Raw genomic sequence first — 16,584 nt, forward strand, 5'->3', positions numbered from 1 at the left:
CGTGGTTCGCTTCTCTAATCAGTCTTGAATTCGCGCCCGGGGCAAACCCCGACAGGCAGCAGGCATTTTCTGCAATTCGGAGGGGAAACAGCAGAAACAGGCGACCAATGGCGCCCAGGCGCCGTGATCGGTGCGATTCCGCATCCGCAACAAGGGGCGCGATTATATAGGGTTAATCGCCCAGGCGCAGCCCACCGCCCGCGCGACCATGCGGCACCTTCCTATACTGATACTCCCGCCTCGCGGAGACCGCCCATGGCCCTACCCCGCACCGCCGACATCCCCAGTGAACTGCTGGAGGAGTTCCGCCTCGACACCGCCGAGCAGCTGCCGCGCTGCGAGCAGCTGCTGATCGAGCTGGAACGCTTTCCCGACGACAGCTCGCGCCTGCGCGAACTGTTCCGCCTGGTACATACCATCAAGGGCAGCCTGGGCTATGTCGAGCTGAACAACCTGCTGCCGCTGCCACAGGCCATGGAGGACGTGCTCGAGCGTCTGCGCGGGGGCGCCCTGCACTTCGACAGCCTGCTCGGCGACATCCTGCTGCTCAGCCTCGACCAGCTGCGCAGCCTGATCGATGCGGCGCTGGGGCTGGCCGAGCCACCCGATCCGCACAGCATCGCCAGCCAGTGCCAGGCCCTGCGGGCGCTGGCGGCCGCCCCGCCGGCGCAGCAGGACGAGATCCGCCGCACCCTGCTGCAGCACCTGGACCCCAGCACCCGTTTGCAACCGGCCGAGGTCGCCAGCCAGGAACAGATCCGCCAACTGTTCGAACGCCACGCCATCGCCCTGGATGCCGACCTGCAGTTCTTCATCGAACTGATGAGCGCCGGCGAGCATCGCTCGTTCTTCTGGCATGGCCGCGGCCTGCGCCTGCTCGAACTGACGCTGGCCATCAACCACAGCGCCGGAGAACCGGTGGAGCCGGCACAACTGGCCGCCGCGGTATGCCTGCACGACCTCGGCATGGCCTTTCTACCACTGGACCTGCTGCACAAGCGGAGCGCACTCAGCCGCGAGGAGCGCCGTCTGATGCAGAGTCACCCGCGCCTGGCCGGTGAACTGCTCAAACACATGCCGGCCTGGGCCAGCGCGCGCGAAATCATCCTGCAACATCAGGAGCATGCGGACGGCAGCGGCTACCCGAAAGGCCTGCGCGAAGCCGAGATCCACCCCGGCGCCCTGCTGCTGAACATCACCGACACTTTCGACGCCCGCACCCACGAGCGCGCCCACCAGACCCTGAGCAAGCGCCCGCGCCTGCGCGCCATCCTCGAGCTCAACAACCTGGCCGGCCAGCAGTTCAGCCGCCACTGGGTCGAGCACTTCAACCGCACCTTGCAACTCAGACCGGAGCTGGCCCATCTGTGACAGCGGGCGAGCGCCATAGCCAGCGACCATGAGCCCGATTGACACAAGACAAGCCGAGCGCCGCCCGCCCTGTGATAGGCTGCCGCCATCGAGGGGGGCGTCTGCCCCGGCAACCTGAGAGGAGATAAAGGTATGGAAATCAACATCGGCATCGCCGAACAGGACCGCGCCGCCATTGCCGAAGGACTGTCCCGCCTGCTGGCGGACACCTACACCCTGTACCTGAAGACCCACAATTTCCACTGGAACGTCACCGGTCCGATGTTCAACACCCTGCACCTGATGTTCGAGGCGCAGTACACCGAGCTGGCCCTGGCGGTGGACCTGATAGCCGAGCGCATCCGCGCCCTGGGCTTCCCGGCACCGGGCACCTATGCCGCCTACGCACGCCTGTCGTCGATCAAGGAAGAGGAAGGCGTACCCTCCGCCGAGGACATGATCAAACTGCTGGTCCAGGGGCAGGAAGCGGTAGTGCGCACCGCCCGCGGCATCTTCCCGCTGCTGGACCGGGTCAGTGACGAACCGACCGCCGACCTGCTGACCCAGCGCATGCAGGTGCACGAGAAGACCGCCTGGATGCTGCGCAGCCTGCTGGCGGCCTGACCACTCGGCGCAGACGAAAGGCCCGGCCAGACCGGGCCTTTTGCGAGGCGATCCGCCCCCAACTACTCTATTCTTTGTCCATTCGCCCCACCCCACAGTGACGTGCATGAGCCAGCCGCCGAAAGCTCCCTCCATCCTCGAGCAATACCCGGAAGAAACCCGCGAGGCCGCGGACTTGCTCAAGCAGGCGGTGCCGCACATGGTGCGCCACGACATCCCGCCGAACCCGGTGCACTACGCCCTCTGGTACACCTACTGCCAGGGCCAGGAGCCCGAGCTGAACCGGCGCCTGGACAAGATCGTCAACGACTTCATCAGCTTCCCCCCGGAAACCGCACTCAAACTGTTCCGTGAATACGTGATCCATGGCGAGCTGGAGGAGGCGCGTACCGGCCAGCAGCAGGTGATCGAGCTGGTCGACGACATCGAGCACGGCGTGGCACGCAGCGTCAGTGGCAGCCAGCACTACCAGGCCAGCCTGTCCCAGGGCCTGGCCGCCTTGCAGGAGCCGATAGTCGACGACCTGCCCGGCGTACTCAACGAGCTGCAGCTGAGCACCCAGCAGATGCAGGATCAGCAGGAACAGTTCCTCTATCGCCTGCGCGCCGCCCAGTCGGAGATCCAGAACCTGCGCAGCCAGCTGGAGCGCGCCCAGGCCGCCGCCACCCTGGACAGCCTGACCCACGTCTTCAACCGCCATGCATTCACCCGCCTGCTGGAACAGGCACTGGCCGGCGACACCAAGGGCCTGGCACTGGTGATGCTGGATATCGACCACTTCAAGCAGTTCAACGACCAGTACGGCCACCCCCTGGGTGACCGCGTGCTGCAGCACGTCGGCCAACTGCTGCGCGACCTGCTGCCCGCCCGCGGCGTGGCCGCCCGCTACGGCGGCGAGGAATTCTGCGTGATCCTCCAGGACTGCTTCGACATCGGCACCGCCAGCGACTTCGCCGAACAGCTGCGCCAGAAAATCCAGGCACTGCGGGTCAAGGTGCGCAGCACCGACAAGGTACTGGATACCATCACCGCATCCTTCGGCCTGGCCCTGGCCGAGCCGGGCGACACCTTCGACAGCCTGGTCACCCGGGCCGACGATGCGCTCTACAAGGCCAAGCGCAATGGCCGCAACCAGATCCACCCACCCACCCCGGAAACCGCGCTAAGCGCTTGATTTGAGTGGCCATCCCCTTTGCGGTTAAATACTGCCTGTGCCGCGCGACGGCGGCATAGGCGGACCGTCGCATCCATTCATCGGGTTCACGCCGGCTCCGCTCCTCGATAAGCCATCTCGAACAAGCGAGTTTCTTGACTATGTTGAAGATCGTTCACCTGATCACGGGCTGCGGCGCCCTGCTGCTGTCCCTTGCGCCCAGCCTGCGCAGCGCAACCCTGCCCTACCTGCAACAACCCGACGCGCTCTATCTGGCCCTGTTCGGCCTGACCAACCTGTTCCTGGCTCCGTTGCTGCCGGTACGCCATGCCGGCCTGCGCAACCAGCTGCAGGCCCTGGCATCGGCCCTGCTGGTATTTGCCAGCGTACTGCAGGCACTGATCCTGCTCGCCCCGCTGGCGCAGATCGGCAACCAGCCGGCGGTCGCCCTGAGCCTCGCCATACTGCTGGCCGCAGTCCTGCTGCACCTGGCCATCAACCTGGGCAAGCGCAACCCGCGCCCCCAGACCACCCGCCGCGAGCTCGACGAGAATCGCGAAACCGGCACGGTGAAGTGGTTCAATACCTCCAAGGGCTTCGGCTTCATTTCCCGCGACCAGGGCGATGACATCTTCGTGCACTTCCGCGCCATCCGCGGCGAGGGCCACCGCATCCTGGTCGAAGGCCAGCGCGTCGAGTTCTCGGTCATGCAGCGCGACAAGGGCCTGCAGGCCGAAGACGTGGTAGTGGCCCTGCCCGGCCAGCGCTGAACGCCCCCATAAAAAAGCCCGCAGAACGCGGGCTTTTTCATTTATTCAGTAATGCGGTGGCGGCGCCTCATCCTCGGCGATACCGAACTGGCCGGCCATTTCCTCCTGACGACGTGCCAGAGCGGCAATCTGCAACTGCAGACGCTCCAGCACACGCTGCTGCTCCACCACCACGTCATTGAGCGCCGTGATGGTGTCATCCTGAAAGGCGAGCCGGGTTTCCAGCTCGATGACGCGCTGCTCAAGCTCCATTTCTCAACCCTCGGCAAACTGGAAGTCATTGGTCAGCACCAGCCGCAAGCGCTGCTGCAATGCGGCGATCTCGGCCACCTCATAGGGACGTGCCGGCAGGCGCCCCCAGACCGGTGCGGGCCACGCAGGGTCGTCTCGGCGCCGGACGATCACATGCATGTGTAGCTGACTGACCACATTACCCAGGGTGGCAACGTTCATCTTGTCGGCAACGAAGGCATCCTTGAACGTTTCCGCCAGGCGCGTGGTTTCCAGCCATAGCTGTTGCTGATCGGCCTGGTCCAGATGAAACAGCTCGCTGACCGCCTCGCGCCTCGGCACCAGAATGAACCAGGGGTAGTTGGCGTCGTTCATCAGCAACAGCCGGCATAAGGGAAAATCTCCGATAGCCAGGGTGTCCTGTTGCAAGCGGGGGTCGAGAGCAAACATCGTATGTCCTTTGAGCGGGTAACCGGCGGGTGAACAGAGTTAGACCTATCCATTCGCGAAAGGCTAACGCCTGCCGCTCGCCAGCACCAGGCAGCCCCAAAACAATGCACCGCCACTGCAACCCACCGCCTGGCCACGCTACCTCTCCCGCCCACTGCGCCCCAGGAACGAGCAGAGCAGCCTCCAACGCCCACAAATTGAACAGGCGCACAGGAAAAAGCGTTACCAGCGGGTAAATTCCACCAGCGTCAGGTAACGCCTGCGGTTTACTCCCAAGTGGGCAAGACAGCCACCATGACTGCATTCAAGCGAACGCAAACCCAGGCCCGGAGCGGCTCGACCGCCGCCATCAGGCGATCCGGAAGCCGAGTACGAATATTTTTTGCAGCACCGGCATTTTGTGCATGAAAGTTGCTTTAGCACTGGCACCGTCAGTACCGAGCAACCCTCGAACGGTTCGCGACACTCGCCATGGACGACAAAAGCCCCTAAGCGATTGGATTTGCAGACTTTTCGAAGCAGCCTGGTGCGGGAGCCGCATGCGGCGACAACCTACAGAAAAGCGACACCGCAATTGCAATTTTGCGACACGCAATTGAATAAAGCGTAGGGAATCAATGATATCTGTCGCCAACTTAAATCAGCGTGCTATAAGTTAGCGCCGACACAAAAAGAAAGAGCCGCCCATACAACAACACAATGGGTAGCACAACTCTTCTAAACCAAAGGAGCAATCACAATGCAAGTGATGAAGTGGAGCGCACTGGCTCTGGCCGTGACCGCAGGTACCACCCAACTGGCTTTCGCCAGCGCGCAGTCTGAGTCCAAGGGCTTTGTTGAAGACAGCAGCTTCGACGTTCTGAACAAGAACTTCTTCTTACACCGCGACTTCCGCAACAATGGCGCAGGCAATGGCGGAAGCGCTGACGATCAGAACTATCGTCAAGAGTGGGCCCACGGCATTACCGCTCTCTACGAGTCGGGCTATACCGTAGGCACCGTAGGTTTCGGCGTAGACGCCCACGGCATGCTGGGCATCAAGCTCGACAGCGGCCGCGGCACTACAGGCACCGGCCTGCTGCCGATCGACAGCGATGGTCGCGCGGAAGACGATTACTCCTACGCCGGTGGCGCGGTGAAGATGCGCATCTCCAATACCGAACTGAAGTACGGCAACCTGTTCCCGACCGCCCCGGTCTTCGCCACTAGCACCGCCCGCCTGCTGCCAGCCAGTGCAGAAGGCTTCCAGCTGTCAAGCAGCGAAATCGAGAACCTTAGCCTGGATGCCGGCCACTTCACGTCCATTCGCGACGGCAGCATGAGCACCAACAGCGACGGCGAAATCGCCACTTCCTATGCTGGCGTTACAGCTAAAAGCGCCGACTATGTCGGCGGCAGTTACAGCTTCAGCGATGACTTCAGCGTAAGCCTGTACGGCTCCGAGCTGGAAGACATCTGGCGCCAGTACTACGGCAACGCCAACTACAACATTGCGTTCAGCGACAGCCAAGCACTGAACTTCGATTTCAACATCTATCGTACCGTGGACGAAGGCTCAGCCAAGGCCGGCGAACTAAACAACACAATCTTCTCCCTAGCTGCTGCCTACACCCTAGGCGCCCATAAGTTCACCCTCGCCCATCAGCGCAATAACGGCGACGAACCTATGGACTACATCATGATGGATGGCTTCAACTACGGTGACTCGGTCTTCCTGGCCAACTCCGTCCAATACTCCGACTTCAACGGCCCTGGCGAGAAGTCCTGGCAGGTCCGCTATGATCTCGATATGGCCGCCTTCGGCGTACCCGGCCTGAGCTTCATGGCCCGCTACATCACCGGCAGCGATGTCGACGGCACCAATGCCGACGTGAACGGTGCATTTGCTGGCGCCTATGGTAGCGACGGCAAGGAGTGGGAGCGCGACCTTCAAGTCAAGTATGTGTTCCAGGAAGGCCCCGCGAAGGATCTTTCCATCACCGTCCGCCAGGCCACCTGGCGTAGCAACAATGACATGGGCTGGGTCTACTCCGGCGGCTCCAGCGCGCTGGACGAAGTTCGCGTGATCACCGAATATCCGTTGGATATTCTGTAAGCATCCTTCGAGCTGTAAAAGAACCCGGCCTAGGCCGGGTTCTTTTTATACGCCGTCGCAACTTATTGCGTTATTGTGGCAACGCGTAGGTCCCGGTGACATGAGCCACCAGTTCGCCCTCCTCACCCTGCGAGTAAAGCTGCACCTCACACACCGCCTGGCGCCTGGACAAGCGCAGGATGCGCGCCTCGGCGATCAGGTCCAGCGGCTTGGGCCTGGCCAGGAAGTTGATGTTCAGGTTGGCGGTCACCGCCATCTCCACCCGCCCCAGACGCCCGAGCACCACCGCGTACATGGCGGCATCGGCCAGTGACATGATGGTCGGCCCCGACAGGGTGCCCCCCGGCCGCACCAGCTTGCCGTGGAAAGGTACCCGCGCCACCGCCAGATCGGCCTCAAGGCGGTCGATCCGCAGATCGATATCCTCGGCCATCGGCACCCCCGCCCGGATCAGGGCCTGCACCTGGCCCGCCGTCAGCTCCGCCATCTTCGACTCCCGCTCCATCCTGTACGCCACATGGCTGGCACCGTACAATGCCGAGTCATTATTTGCCCCCGCAACCGACATAACGGCCAAACATGCGTACCAGTCAGTACCTGCTCTCGACCCTCAAGGAAACCCCCTCCGACGCCGTGGTGATCAGCCACCAGCTGATGCTGCGTGCCGGCCTGATCCGCAAGCTGGCCTCCGGCATGTACACCTGGATGCCGATGGGGCTGCGCGTACTGCGCAAGGCCGAAGCCATAGTGCGCGAAGAGATGAATGCCGCCGGCGCCCTCGAGGTACTGATGCCGGCCGTGCAGCCGGCCGAGCTGTGGCAGGAGTCCGGCCGCTGGGAGCAGTACGGCCCCGAGCTGCTGCGCATCAAGGATCGTCACGATCGCGATTTCTGCCTGGGCCCGACCCATGAGGAAGTGATCACCGATCTGGCGCGCAACGAACTGAACAGCTACAAGCAGTTGCCGATCAACCTGTACCAGATCCAGACCAAGTTCCGCGACGAGATCCGCCCGCGCTTCGGCCTGATGCGTGGCCGCGAGTTCATCATGAAGGACGCTTACTCCTTCCACCTGGACCAGGCCTCGCTGCAGGAAACCTATGACCGCATGCACCAGGCCTACTGCAATGTGTTCACCCGCCTGGGCCTGAACTTCCGCCCGGTGCAGGCCGACACCGGCTCCATCGGCGGCACCGGCTCCCACGAGTTCCACGTGCTGGCCGAGTCCGGCGAAGACGATATCGCCTTCAGCGACAGCTCCGACTACGCCGCCAACATCGAGAAGGCCGAGGCCATCCCGCGCGAGAAAGAACGCGGCGCGGCCACCGAGGAACTGCGCCTGGTCGACACCCCCGAGGCCAAGACCATCGACGACCTGGTGGCCCAGTTCGGTCTGGCCATCGAGAAGACCGTCAAGACCCTGGTGGTGCATGCCGCCGAGGAAGGCAAGCTGGTCGCCCTGATCGTGCGCGGCGACCACGAGCTGAACGAGATCAAGGCCGCCAACCACGAGCTGGTCGCCAGCCCCCTGGTGTTCGCCTCCGAGGCCGAGATCCGCGCCGCCATCGGCGCCGGCCCCGGCTCGCTGGGCCCGCTGAACCTGCCGATCCCCTGCGTGATCGACCGTTCGGTGGCCCTGATGAGCGACTTCGGCGCCGGCGCCAACCTCGACGGCAAGCACTACTTCGGCCTCAACTGGGAGCGCGACCTGCCGCTGCCGGCCGTCGCCGACCTGCGCAACGCGGTCGAAGGCGACCCCAGCCCGGACGGCAAGGGCACCCTGGTGATCAAGCGCGGCATCGAAGTCGGCCATATCTTCCAGCTCGGCACCAAGTACAGCGAGGCCATGGGCTGCAAGGTCCTGGGCGAGAGCGGCAAGCCGATCACCCTGACCATGGGCTGCTATGGCATCGGCGTATCGCGCGTGGTGGCCGCGGCCATCGAGCAGAACTGGGACGAGCGCGGCATCCTCTGGACCGACGCCCTGGCGCCCTTCCAGATCGCCCTGGTGCCGATGAAGTACGAGAACGAAGCCGTGCGCGCCGCCACCGACAAGCTCTACGCCGAGCTGACCGCCGCCGGCTACGAGGTGCTGCTGGACGATCGCGACAAGAAGACCAGCCCCGGGGTGAAGTTCGCCGACATGGAGCTGATCGGCATCCCGCACCGCATCGTGGTCAGCGAGCGCGGCCTGGCCGAGGGCAACCTCGAATACAAGCACCGCCGCGACAGCGAGAGCCAGCAGATGCCGGCCGCCGAGATTCTGTCGTTCCTCGCCAACCGCATCGCCCGCTGAGTCCGACCGACCAAGAAGCCCGCATGTTCCAGCGAAACACCCTCCGTATCGGCGCCGCCCTGTGCGGCGCCCTCTTCCTCGGCGGCTGCGCCAACCAGCTGCCACAGCGCAGCGAGCACGAGGAACGCTTCGAGCGTCGTCTGCTCGATCACAGCCTGCAGATCGACGTGGGCGAGCCGCGCGTACTGGAACTGCCGCAGCGCCGCGTGCGCGTGCATGAACAGAAGACCTTCGAGGTCACCGAGTTCGAGGTCACTCGCCGCTACGACCGCTACACCCCCTACCAGCCCTGGCGCGAACTCTACGAGGTGCCGCTGGGCGCGGTGGCGGTGGTCGCCGGCATCGGTGCCAACGCGCTCAACGTGGTGATGCTCGGCCGCCTGCCGGACAGCGTGACCAAGGACTGGATCAGCTACGGCTTCGCCGGCATGAACCCGGCGATGAACGTCGAATCCAACGGCCGCGCCGAGCAGAACCTGGCCGCCATCGAGGAGCTGCAGCGTGACAAGCGCATGGATTACTCCAGCCTGCCCTGGGCCGAGCGCCCGGTACAGGTCAAGGCCGGCAAGGACAGCTTCGAGCTGACCACCGACAGGTCCGGCGTGCTGCGCCTGAACCTGCTCGACGGACCTTTCGCCGAGCACGACGCCAGCCATATCGGCACCCTGCTGCTGAGCGTGGAAGATCCGCAGGACGGTACGCGCACCGAAGCCACCCTGCTGGTCAGCCGCGACCTGCGCGGCAAGCTGCGCGAGGCTCATTCCCTGATCTACGACGACCTCGAGGATGACGAGGTCGGCCAGTGGGTACACCGGGTCAAGCGCCTGTCCGACCTGGGCCTGGAGGAAGAGGCCAGCGAGCTGGAACAGAGCCTGATCGAACTGACCCGCAACGATCCGGAGCTGCAGGCCGAGTTCCTCGAGGCCTTGCTCAAGGACGCCGGCCGCCTGGCAGCCGATCCCGGCGAGGATTGATCAGCGACGCACGACGAAGCCGGTGACGCCCTGCACCGGCTGCTCCTCCAGCTCCACCCGCTCGACCTGCGCGCGCTCGGGACCTTGCTCCAGCCAGGCGGCCAGCTCCTGCACCGCGCTCTGCGCGCCCTCCATCAGTACCTCGACCCGCCCATCATTCAGGTTGCGTACCCAGCCATCCAGGTCGAGGCGTTCGGCCTGCTCCGCGGTGCACTGGCGAAAACTCACGCCCTGCACCCTGCCAGTGACGAAACCGTGCATACAGATGCGCATAACCATTACTCCCGAGCCTGCCAATGAGCCAGCCGCGCCTGCAGGCCGGCAGCGGTCTGTTCGCCGACCAGGCGCTCACGCAGCCTACCGTCGGCATCGATGATGTAGGTGACCGGCAACACATCGTTGCGCGGCAGTTGCAGACGCGCGGCGGGGTCCTGCGCCAGCACGGTGAAACGGATAGCGAAGGCCTCGGCGGCTTTGCTCAGCGCCTCGCCCTGCAGGGCATCGAAGTTGACCCCGAGCACCCGCGCACCCTGGCCCTCCAGCGCCACGGCGAGCCGATTCAGCTCGGGGATCTCGGTGCGGCACGGCTTGCACCACTCGGCCCAGTAATTGATCACCAACCACTGGCCTTCGAGCTGCTCAGCCGCTACCTTTCGTCCATGCTGATCGACGCCCCAGTCCTCGGCGCAACCGGCCAGAAGAAGCCCGGCGATGACACCAATCACCATCTGGAGTGGCCTTCCCATGCAATCGTTCCTCGTGCATACGGGGTTGATATGACGCTGGATGCCCTGCGCCTCGAAGTGCCGGATATCCTCGAGGAGGACGCCACTCCGCTCGCCGACCTCAACGAACGACTCGCCGATGCCCGCCGGCAGGTCTACGAGGACGGCCTGCAACAGGTCCTGACCCTGTTGCTGCGCCTCAACCGCAGCGCCATGACCTTACTGGAAAGACAGCGCGCCCTGCAAAGCCTCAGCGAGGAATACCGCCACTACTGCGCCCCGCTGGGCCAGGGTGCGGCTCCCTCGCCCCTGTTCGTGCATCTCTGCGACGAGCTGGCCGCCGGCTTCAAGCGCCTGCTGCTGCAGATCCTGCAGGGACGCCAGCCCTCGCGCCCGCACCTGGCCTGGTGCCTGTACATGGCCGAGCACTTCCTCGCCCAGAGCCTGCTGCGTCACTACCAGCTGTACCAGGAACCACCGGCCTCGTTGTGGAGCGACAGCCACCTGCTGTACTGGCTGGGTGAGCACCAGCAGTGCCTGGACGAGCCGGTCGCCGCACCTTTCCAGCCGGCCCCCGCCGGCTCGCTGCGCGGCCTCTACCAGCAGATGCTGCTCCTGGCTCTGAGCAATCCATTCCACCTGGCCGAAGGCGAGTGCGTGACCCTGTTCGCCGCCCTGACCCCGCTGTCCGGCCTGGCGCGTCTGCTGCCCTGGGATGACGACGAGGACAGCGAGGCACCGCTGATCGACCTCAGCCAGGCCCTGCCCTGCCTGCCCTATGACGGCCAGGTCAAGGGCTCGGCCGACTACCTGCGACGTCTGGAGCTCGGCGCCCTGCTGGTCGCCCTGCACGAGCCCGCGCCGCTGCAGAGCGCACAGGAAAGGGAACTGCTGGAGCGGGTGCGCCCGCACTGGCAGGGGCGTCAGCAGAGGCGTCACCCGCGGGCCGACTTCAGCGCCGACTGCAGCCTGGTGATCGGCCTGCCGGCTATCCATGCCCAGCTGCTGGAAAAGCGCCCGCCCAGTTGCGCGGCGCAGATGCTCGATGCCAGCCCCGGAGGCGCGCGCCTGCTCTGCCATGCCGACCTCGGCCCGCAGCTGCCGGTGGGCCAACTGATCCTGGTCTTGCCGCACAGTGGCACTCCGACCCTGGCCCTGGTGCGCTGGCGCCATCTCAACCAGCAAGGCCTGCATCTGGGCCTGCGCTACCTCAAGGGGCTGCCACGGGCCGTGTGGTTGCGCCGCGCGCCCAGCGCGCAGACCCACCCGGGCGTCCTGCAGAGCACGCCCGAACCCGGTGCCGGCTGGCACCACGGCCTGTGGCTGCCCTGCGGGCAATTCGTCGAGGGCGAGAACGTCTGGCTGCAACTGGCCAACGTCAACAACCAGGCCGTGCTGCCGCTACCGGCGGCCAATCTCAGCACGCCGACTGTGGTCCGCCATCCGCTGAAATTAGCCTAAAGAAGAGAGACCGCCCCACCCGACTTATTCAGGTGAGGGCGGTCTTAGGGGTCAATGTTGTTTCTGCAGCTTATGCAGCAACACATCGCGACGGTGAAGCAGGTAATAGAGTACAGGCAATACCAACAGCGTCAGCAAGGTGGAGGAGACGATGCCACCGATAACCACAGTGGCGAGCGGACGCTGCACTTCCGCACCAGTACCGGTATTAAGGGCCATGGGCACGAAGCCCAAGCTGGCGACCAGGGCCGTCATCAAGACTGGCCGTAGACGGACCAGAGCGCCCTCGATTACCGCTGTGAGCAGATCACCCTTCTCGTGCCAGAGATCACGAATGAAGGCCAGCATCACCAGACCGTTCAGCACCGCCACACCGGAAAGGGCAATGAAGCCCACCCCGGCCGAAATCGACAACGGCAGGTCGCGCATCCACAGGGCAAACACCCCACCGGTCAGAGCCAACGGCACTCCCGTGAAGATGATCATGGAGTCCTTGAGTGAGCCGAAGGCCATCACCAGCAGACCGATGATGATGAGCAGAGTCACCGGCACCACGATCATCAGGCGCTGGCTGGCAGACTCCAGCTGCTCGAAAGTACCGCCGTAGTCCAGCCAGTAACCGGCCGGCAGATCGACCTCTGCTGCCACCCGCTGCTTGACCTCCATCACGAAGCCACCGAGGTCGCGCTCCCTGACGTTGGCGGTCACGACCACGCGACGCTTGCCGTTCTCCCGGCTGATCTGCGCCGGCGCGGGGCTCAACTCGATACTGGCCACCTCGCCCAACGGAACATAACCACCGTCGGGCAGCGGAACGGGCAGCTGGGACAGACCGTCGATATCGTTGCGCAGGCGCTCTGGCAGCCGCACCACCAGATCGAAACGACGATCACCCTCATAGATCAAGCCGGCCTCCTCGCCACCAACCGCAGTGGCCACCAGGTCCTGCAGCACTTCGACGCTGACTCCGTAGCGGGCCAACACCAGGCGCTTGGGCGTGACGGTCAGCATCGGCAGACCACTGACCTGCTCGACCCGCACATCTGCGGCCCCATCGATGCCCTCGACCACTTCCGAGATCGCGTTGGCGGTAGCCTCAAGCTGCTGCAGATCGTCGCCGAAGACCTTGATCCCGAGATCGGAGCGCACCCCGGAGATCAATTCGTTGAAGCGCATCTGGATCGGCTGGGTGAACTCGTAGTTGTTGCCCGGCAGCTTGGCGACGGCTTCTTCCATCTCGGCCACCAGCTCGGCCTTGGTCTTTTCCGGATTGGGCCACTGCTCCCGAGGCTTGAGCATCACGAAATTGTCCGCCACGTTCGGTGGCATCGGGTCGGTTGCCACCTCGGGAGTGCCGATCTTGGCAAACACCTTGTCGACCTCTGGAAATGCCTTGATGCGCGCTTCTAGCTGCTCCTGCAGGACGACCGACTGCTCCAGCCCCGTACCAGGAATCCGCAAGGCATGCAGGGCGATGTCGCCCTCGTCCAGTTGCGGAATGAACTCCGAGCCGAGGGTACTGACCAGCCAGACGGACAACACTACCAGCCCCATGGCCGAAGACAGCACCAGCCAAGGCCACTTGATGGCCTTTTCCAGCAGAGGCCGGTACAGCGACTTGCCAGCCGTAATGACGCGGCTTTCCTTCTCGCTGACCTTGCCGCTCATAAACAAGGCCACCGCAGCCGGCACCAGGGTCAGCGAAAACACCATGGCCGCGAGCAGGGCCATGACGACGGTCGCCGCCATCGGGTGGAACATCTTTCCTTCGACCCCGGAGAGGGTAAAGATCGGAATGTAAACAACGGTGATGATGGCCACGCCAAACAGGCTGGGACGTACCACTTCGATAGTGGCCTCGTAGACCAGCTGCAACCTCTCCCGCAACGGCAGCAAGCCGCCGTTGGTGTGCTGCGCCTGGGCCAACTGGCGAATGCAGTTCTCCACGATGATCACCGCACCGTCGACGATCAGACCGAAGTCCAAGGCCCCTAGGCTCATGAGGTTGGCGGAGACGCCGGTCTTTACCATGCCGGCGATGGTCGCCAGCATCGACAGCGGAATGATCGCCGCGGTGATCAACGCCGCGCGGAAGTTACCCAGCAGCATGAACAGTACGACGATGACCAGCAGGGCGCCCTCCAGCAGATTCTTCTGCACGGTGGCGATGGTCTTGTCCACCAGCGTGGTGCGATCGTAGACCGCCTCCACCTTGATGCCATCGGGCAGGGAAGCCTTGGTCGCCTCCAGCTTCTGCGCCACATCCCGAGAAACCGTGCGCGAGTTGCCGCCCACCAGCATCATGGCGGTCCCTAGCACAGTCTCCCGGCCATCGCGCGTCGCAGCACCCGTGCGCAGCTCCTTGCCAATCGCCACCTCGGCCACGTCGCGCAGCAGCACCGGGTCGACACCCTGCCGCCCCACCACAACCGCTTCGATATCGGCGATGGACTCCAGCTGCCCCGGTGAGCGCACCAGCAACTGCTGACCATTGCGCTCGATGTATCCGGCGCCACGGTTGTTGTTGTTGGCATTCAGAGACTGGACCACATCCTCCATGCTGATACCGAACTGCAGCAGGCGCACGGGATCGGGGGTGACATGGTATTGCTTGTCGAAGCCACCGATGGTGTTGACCTCCACCACACCCGCGACTTGTGCCAACTGCGGCTTGATGATCCAGTCCTGCACCTCGCGCAGGGCGGTGGCGTCATAGGGCGAGCCATTGGCTTGCTTGGCGCCCGGTTCCGCCTCAACCGTATACATGAAGATCTCGCCGAGCCCCGTGGCGATCGGCCCCATCTCCGGTTCCAGCCCGGGTGGCAGAGCCCCCTTGATCGAACTCAAGCGCTCATCGATCAGATTGCGGGCGAAGAAGATATCGGTGCCTTCCTTGAAGACCACCGTCACCTGCGACAACCCGTAGCGCGAGAGGGAACGGGTGTACTCCAGGTCGGGCAGACCGTAGAGCGCCGTCTCCACCGGGAAGGTGATGCGCTGCTCCGCCTCCAGCGGAGAATAGCCAGGTGCCTCGGTGTTGATCTGCACCTGGACGTTGGTGATATCGGGTACTGCGTCGATGGGAAGGCGCTGATAGCTCCAGAACCCCACCCCCAGCAGGACCAGGATCAGGCTCAGCATTAGATAGCGTCTCTCGATGGAGAGACGCACGAGTGCTTCAATCATGTCGTTCTCTCTCAGTGATCGTGCGAGGCGCCGGCCTTCTCGATATCGGCTTTGATCAGGTAGCTGTTATCCACCACATAGCTATCGCCGGCCTTCAGGCCGCTCAGCACTTCGCTATACACCCCGTCGCTACGACCCAGTTCGAGGGGACGAATCTCATAACTGTCGCCGACCTGGATAAAAGCCACCGTCCAATCGCGGAAGCTCTGCAGCGCCAGATTGTTCACCGCCACCGGGACTTGCGTCTGCTCCACGACAATCGCGGCATTGGCCATATCGCCCGCGGCCAGACGGCCATCGGCGTTATCCAGGGGCACCTGCGCCACCACATAGGGCTTACCGTCGGTGGATGGAATCAGGTGCTCGATGCGCCCCTGGTACTGGCGCTCACCAACCCCGACATGCACTGCCTGACCGACCCGCACCTGCTCGCGCTGGCCGGGGAAAATCTTCAGTTCGGCCAGCAGTCGTGAATCGTTGACCAGCGTGAATAGCGGCGCCTCGGCAACCACCCCGCCCACATTGGTCATGCGGTTCTGCACCACACCAGCAATAGGGGCCCGAACGCTGTACTGCTGCAGACTCTCGTTGGACTCGACCTGGGCCAGTGCATCGCCCTTGCCGACCTTGTCGCCCACCCGCACATTTACGCCAGTCACCAGGCCCGAGAAACGCGCCCCGACCTGAGCCACCTGCTCCGGCGGTATGACCAGCACGCCGAAAGCACGCACCTGACGCTCGATAGTGCGTGCCTGGGCAGCCTCGGCACGGATACCGGAATTCTTCGCCATCTCTGCCGGAATCTCGACCCGCCCCTCGTGGGAGTCCCATTCCCAGTCCTGCTTCTTGCCGTCCAAGGTCAGCTCGACCCTCACGTCAAAGGAATGCGGCTCCTCCACCGTGCCATTACCCCGCCAAAAGTCACCGCTACGACTGAAATCGAAACGATCGACCTGGCCACCCAGCCGAGTCAGCTCGACCACCAGGCGCGCGCGACCATCGGCCACAGGCTTGCCGTCATCAGTGATCCAGGCGCGGAACTCCGGAGGCACGCCGCTCTCAAAGATCGACAGCTCGACGGCGGCACCATCCGCCTCAAGTAATCTGCCGCCATTCGGACCGGTTCGAGCCTCCTCTTCGTGCCCCTCAGTCTCGCCATGCTCTCCATGCTCATCCCCTCCAGCGGCCAATAACGCCTGCGGCAGGAAAAGCTGCAACACCAACAGCAACAAAATGCTTTTGACAATCTTCATATTGATTTCCGAATAGG

15 protein-coding genes are annotated in these 16,584 nt (G+C 63.9%); 8 read left to right on the plus strand and 7 right to left on the minus strand.

What is annotated here, in order from left to right:
• Positions 1-255: 255 nt before the first annotated feature.
• The 4 genes from PA6_RS09400 to PA6_RS24770 all read left to right on the plus strand — a co-directional run bounded on the left by PA6_RS09400 (position 256) and on the right by PA6_RS24770 (position 3,897).
• Positions 256-1,371, plus strand: coding sequence for an HD domain-containing phosphohydrolase (locus tag PA6_RS09400; protein WP_021700671.1), 1,116 nt, complete (start codon positions 256-258; stop codon positions 1,369-1,371).
• A gap of 132 nt (positions 1,372-1,503) precedes the next feature.
• Entirely contained in the window at positions 1,504-1,974 is a 471-nt protein-coding gene (locus tag PA6_RS09405; protein ID WP_021700672.1) for a Dps family protein, read from the plus strand.
• A 106-nt stretch (positions 1,975-2,080) separates the two neighbouring features.
• Positions 2,081-3,148: a GGDEF domain-containing protein gene (locus PA6_RS09410; protein WP_021700673.1), complete on the plus strand. Its 1,068-nt coding sequence runs from the start codon at positions 2,081-2,083 to the stop codon at positions 3,146-3,148.
• 140 nt (positions 3,149-3,288) lie between these two features.
• Entirely contained in the window at positions 3,289-3,897 is a 609-nt protein-coding gene (locus PA6_RS24770; protein ID WP_021700674.1) for a cold-shock protein, read from the plus strand.
• 45 nt (positions 3,898-3,942) lie between these two features.
• Here the strand turns inward: PA6_RS24770 and PA6_RS09420 are convergent, their stop codons facing one another.
• Positions 3,943-4,149: a SlyX family protein gene (locus tag PA6_RS09420; RefSeq protein WP_021700675.1), complete on the minus strand. Its 207-nt coding sequence runs from the start codon at positions 4,147-4,149 to the stop codon at positions 3,943-3,945.
• Positions 4,150-4,152: 3 nt separating this feature from the next.
• Entirely contained in the window at positions 4,153-4,578 is a 426-nt protein-coding gene (locus PA6_RS09425; RefSeq protein ID WP_021700676.1) for an HIT family protein, read from the minus strand.
• Between the two features lie 739 nt (positions 4,579-5,317).
• On the opposite strand from PA6_RS09425, the gene PA6_RS09430 reads away from it, so the two are divergent.
• Positions 5,318-6,673 carry an OprD family porin gene (locus PA6_RS09430; protein WP_021700677.1) on the plus strand — a complete coding sequence of 452 codons (1,356 nt, stop codon included), beginning with the start codon at positions 5,318-5,320 and terminating at the stop codon, positions 6,671-6,673.
• A gap of 70 nt (positions 6,674-6,743) precedes the next feature.
• Here the strand turns inward: PA6_RS09430 and PA6_RS09435 are convergent, their stop codons facing one another.
• A complete protein-coding gene (locus PA6_RS09435) occupies positions 6,744-7,151 on the minus strand; it encodes a PaaI family thioesterase (protein ID WP_115288039.1) in 408 nt (135 codons plus the stop codon).
• A 101-nt stretch (positions 7,152-7,252) separates the two neighbouring features.
• Between PA6_RS09435 and PA6_RS09440 the strand changes: the two genes are divergently transcribed.
• The gene (locus PA6_RS09440) at positions 7,253-8,968 is read left to right on the plus strand and encodes a proline--tRNA ligase (protein WP_021700679.1); all 1,716 of its coding nucleotides are present in this window, start codon (positions 7,253-7,255) and stop codon (positions 8,966-8,968) included.
• Between the two features lie 23 nt (positions 8,969-8,991).
• On the plus strand, positions 8,992-9,942 hold the full coding sequence (locus PA6_RS09445) for a hypothetical protein (protein ID WP_021700680.1): 951 nt from the start codon (positions 8,992-8,994) through the stop codon (positions 9,940-9,942).
• Here PA6_RS09445 and PA6_RS09450 read toward each other — a convergent pair whose 3' ends face one another.
• Entirely contained in the window at positions 9,943-10,215 is a 273-nt protein-coding gene (locus PA6_RS09450; RefSeq protein ID WP_021700681.1) for an acylphosphatase, read from the minus strand. It abuts the gene before it with no gap.
• Between the two features lie 5 nt (positions 10,216-10,220).
• Positions 10,221-10,688 (minus strand): TlpA disulfide reductase family protein, encoded by a 468-nt coding sequence (locus PA6_RS09455; protein ID WP_043216491.1) that lies wholly within the window; start codon positions 10,686-10,688, stop codon positions 10,221-10,223.
• A gap of 30 nt (positions 10,689-10,718) precedes the next feature.
• On the opposite strand from PA6_RS09455, the gene PA6_RS09460 reads away from it, so the two are divergent.
• The gene (locus PA6_RS09460; RefSeq protein ID WP_021700683.1) at positions 10,719-12,128 is read left to right on the plus strand and encodes a PilZ domain-containing protein; all 1,410 of its coding nucleotides are present in this window, start codon (positions 10,719-10,721) and stop codon (positions 12,126-12,128) included.
• Positions 12,129-12,179: 51 nt separating this feature from the next.
• Here the strand turns inward: PA6_RS09460 and PA6_RS09465 are convergent, their stop codons facing one another.
• Together PA6_RS09465 and PA6_RS09470 are read right to left on the minus strand one after the other, a co-directional pair.
• Complete coding sequence (locus PA6_RS09465) at positions 12,180-15,314, minus strand: efflux RND transporter permease subunit (protein WP_021700684.1); 3,135 nt, start codon at positions 15,312-15,314, stop codon at positions 12,180-12,182.
• Positions 15,315-15,325: 11 nt separating this feature from the next.
• Positions 15,326-16,567 carry an efflux RND transporter periplasmic adaptor subunit gene (locus tag PA6_RS09470; RefSeq protein ID WP_021700685.1) on the minus strand — a complete coding sequence of 414 codons (1,242 nt, stop codon included), beginning with the start codon at positions 16,565-16,567 and terminating at the stop codon, positions 15,326-15,328.
• Between the last annotated feature and the right edge of the window lie 17 nt (positions 16,568-16,584).

The sequence above is a fragment of the Aquipseudomonas alcaligenes NBRC 14159 genome (assembly GCF_000467105.1).
Taxonomy (GTDB): domain Bacteria; phylum Pseudomonadota; class Gammaproteobacteria; order Pseudomonadales; family Pseudomonadaceae; genus Aquipseudomonas; species Aquipseudomonas alcaligenes.

Bases quoted from the DNA above. Each gene is read 5' to 3' on its own strand.
- PA6_RS09450 (WP_021700681.1), bottom strand. From the start codon at position 10,215: ATGCGCATCTGTATGCACGGTTTCGTCACTGGCAGGGTGCAGGGCGTG.
- PA6_RS09410 (WP_021700673.1), top strand. From the start codon at position 2,081: ATGAGCCAGCCGCCGAAAGCTCCCTCCATCCTCGAGCAATACCCGGAA.
- PA6_RS09420 (WP_021700675.1), bottom strand. From the start codon at position 4,149: ATGGAGCTTGAGCAGCGCGTCATCGAGCTGGAAACCCGGCTCGCCTTT.
- PA6_RS09470 (WP_021700685.1), bottom strand. From the start codon at position 16,567: ATGAAGATTGTCAAAAGCATTTTGTTGCTGTTGGTGTTGCAGCTTTTC.
- PA6_RS09445 (WP_021700680.1), top strand. From the start codon at position 8,992: ATGTTCCAGCGAAACACCCTCCGTATCGGCGCCGCCCTGTGCGGCGCC.
- PA6_RS24770 (WP_021700674.1), top strand. From the start codon at position 3,289: ATGTTGAAGATCGTTCACCTGATCACGGGCTGCGGCGCCCTGCTGCTG.
- PA6_RS09425 (WP_021700676.1), bottom strand. From the start codon at position 4,578: ATGTTTGCTCTCGACCCCCGCTTGCAACAGGACACCCTGGCTATCGGA.
- PA6_RS09405 (WP_021700672.1), top strand. From the start codon at position 1,504: ATGGAAATCAACATCGGCATCGCCGAACAGGACCGCGCCGCCATTGCC.
- PA6_RS09400 (WP_021700671.1), top strand. From the start codon at position 256: ATGGCCCTACCCCGCACCGCCGACATCCCCAGTGAACTGCTGGAGGAG.
- PA6_RS09440 (WP_021700679.1), top strand. From the start codon at position 7,253: ATGCGTACCAGTCAGTACCTGCTCTCGACCCTCAAGGAAACCCCCTCC.
- PA6_RS09430 (WP_021700677.1), top strand. From the start codon at position 5,318: ATGCAAGTGATGAAGTGGAGCGCACTGGCTCTGGCCGTGACCGCAGGT.
- PA6_RS09460 (WP_021700683.1), top strand. From the start codon at position 10,719: ATGACGCTGGATGCCCTGCGCCTCGAAGTGCCGGATATCCTCGAGGAG.
- PA6_RS09465 (WP_021700684.1), bottom strand. From the start codon at position 15,314: ATGATTGAAGCACTCGTGCGTCTCTCCATCGAGAGACGCTATCTAATG.
- PA6_RS09455 (WP_043216491.1), bottom strand. From the start codon at position 10,688: ATGGGAAGGCCACTCCAGATGGTGATTGGTGTCATCGCCGGGCTTCTT.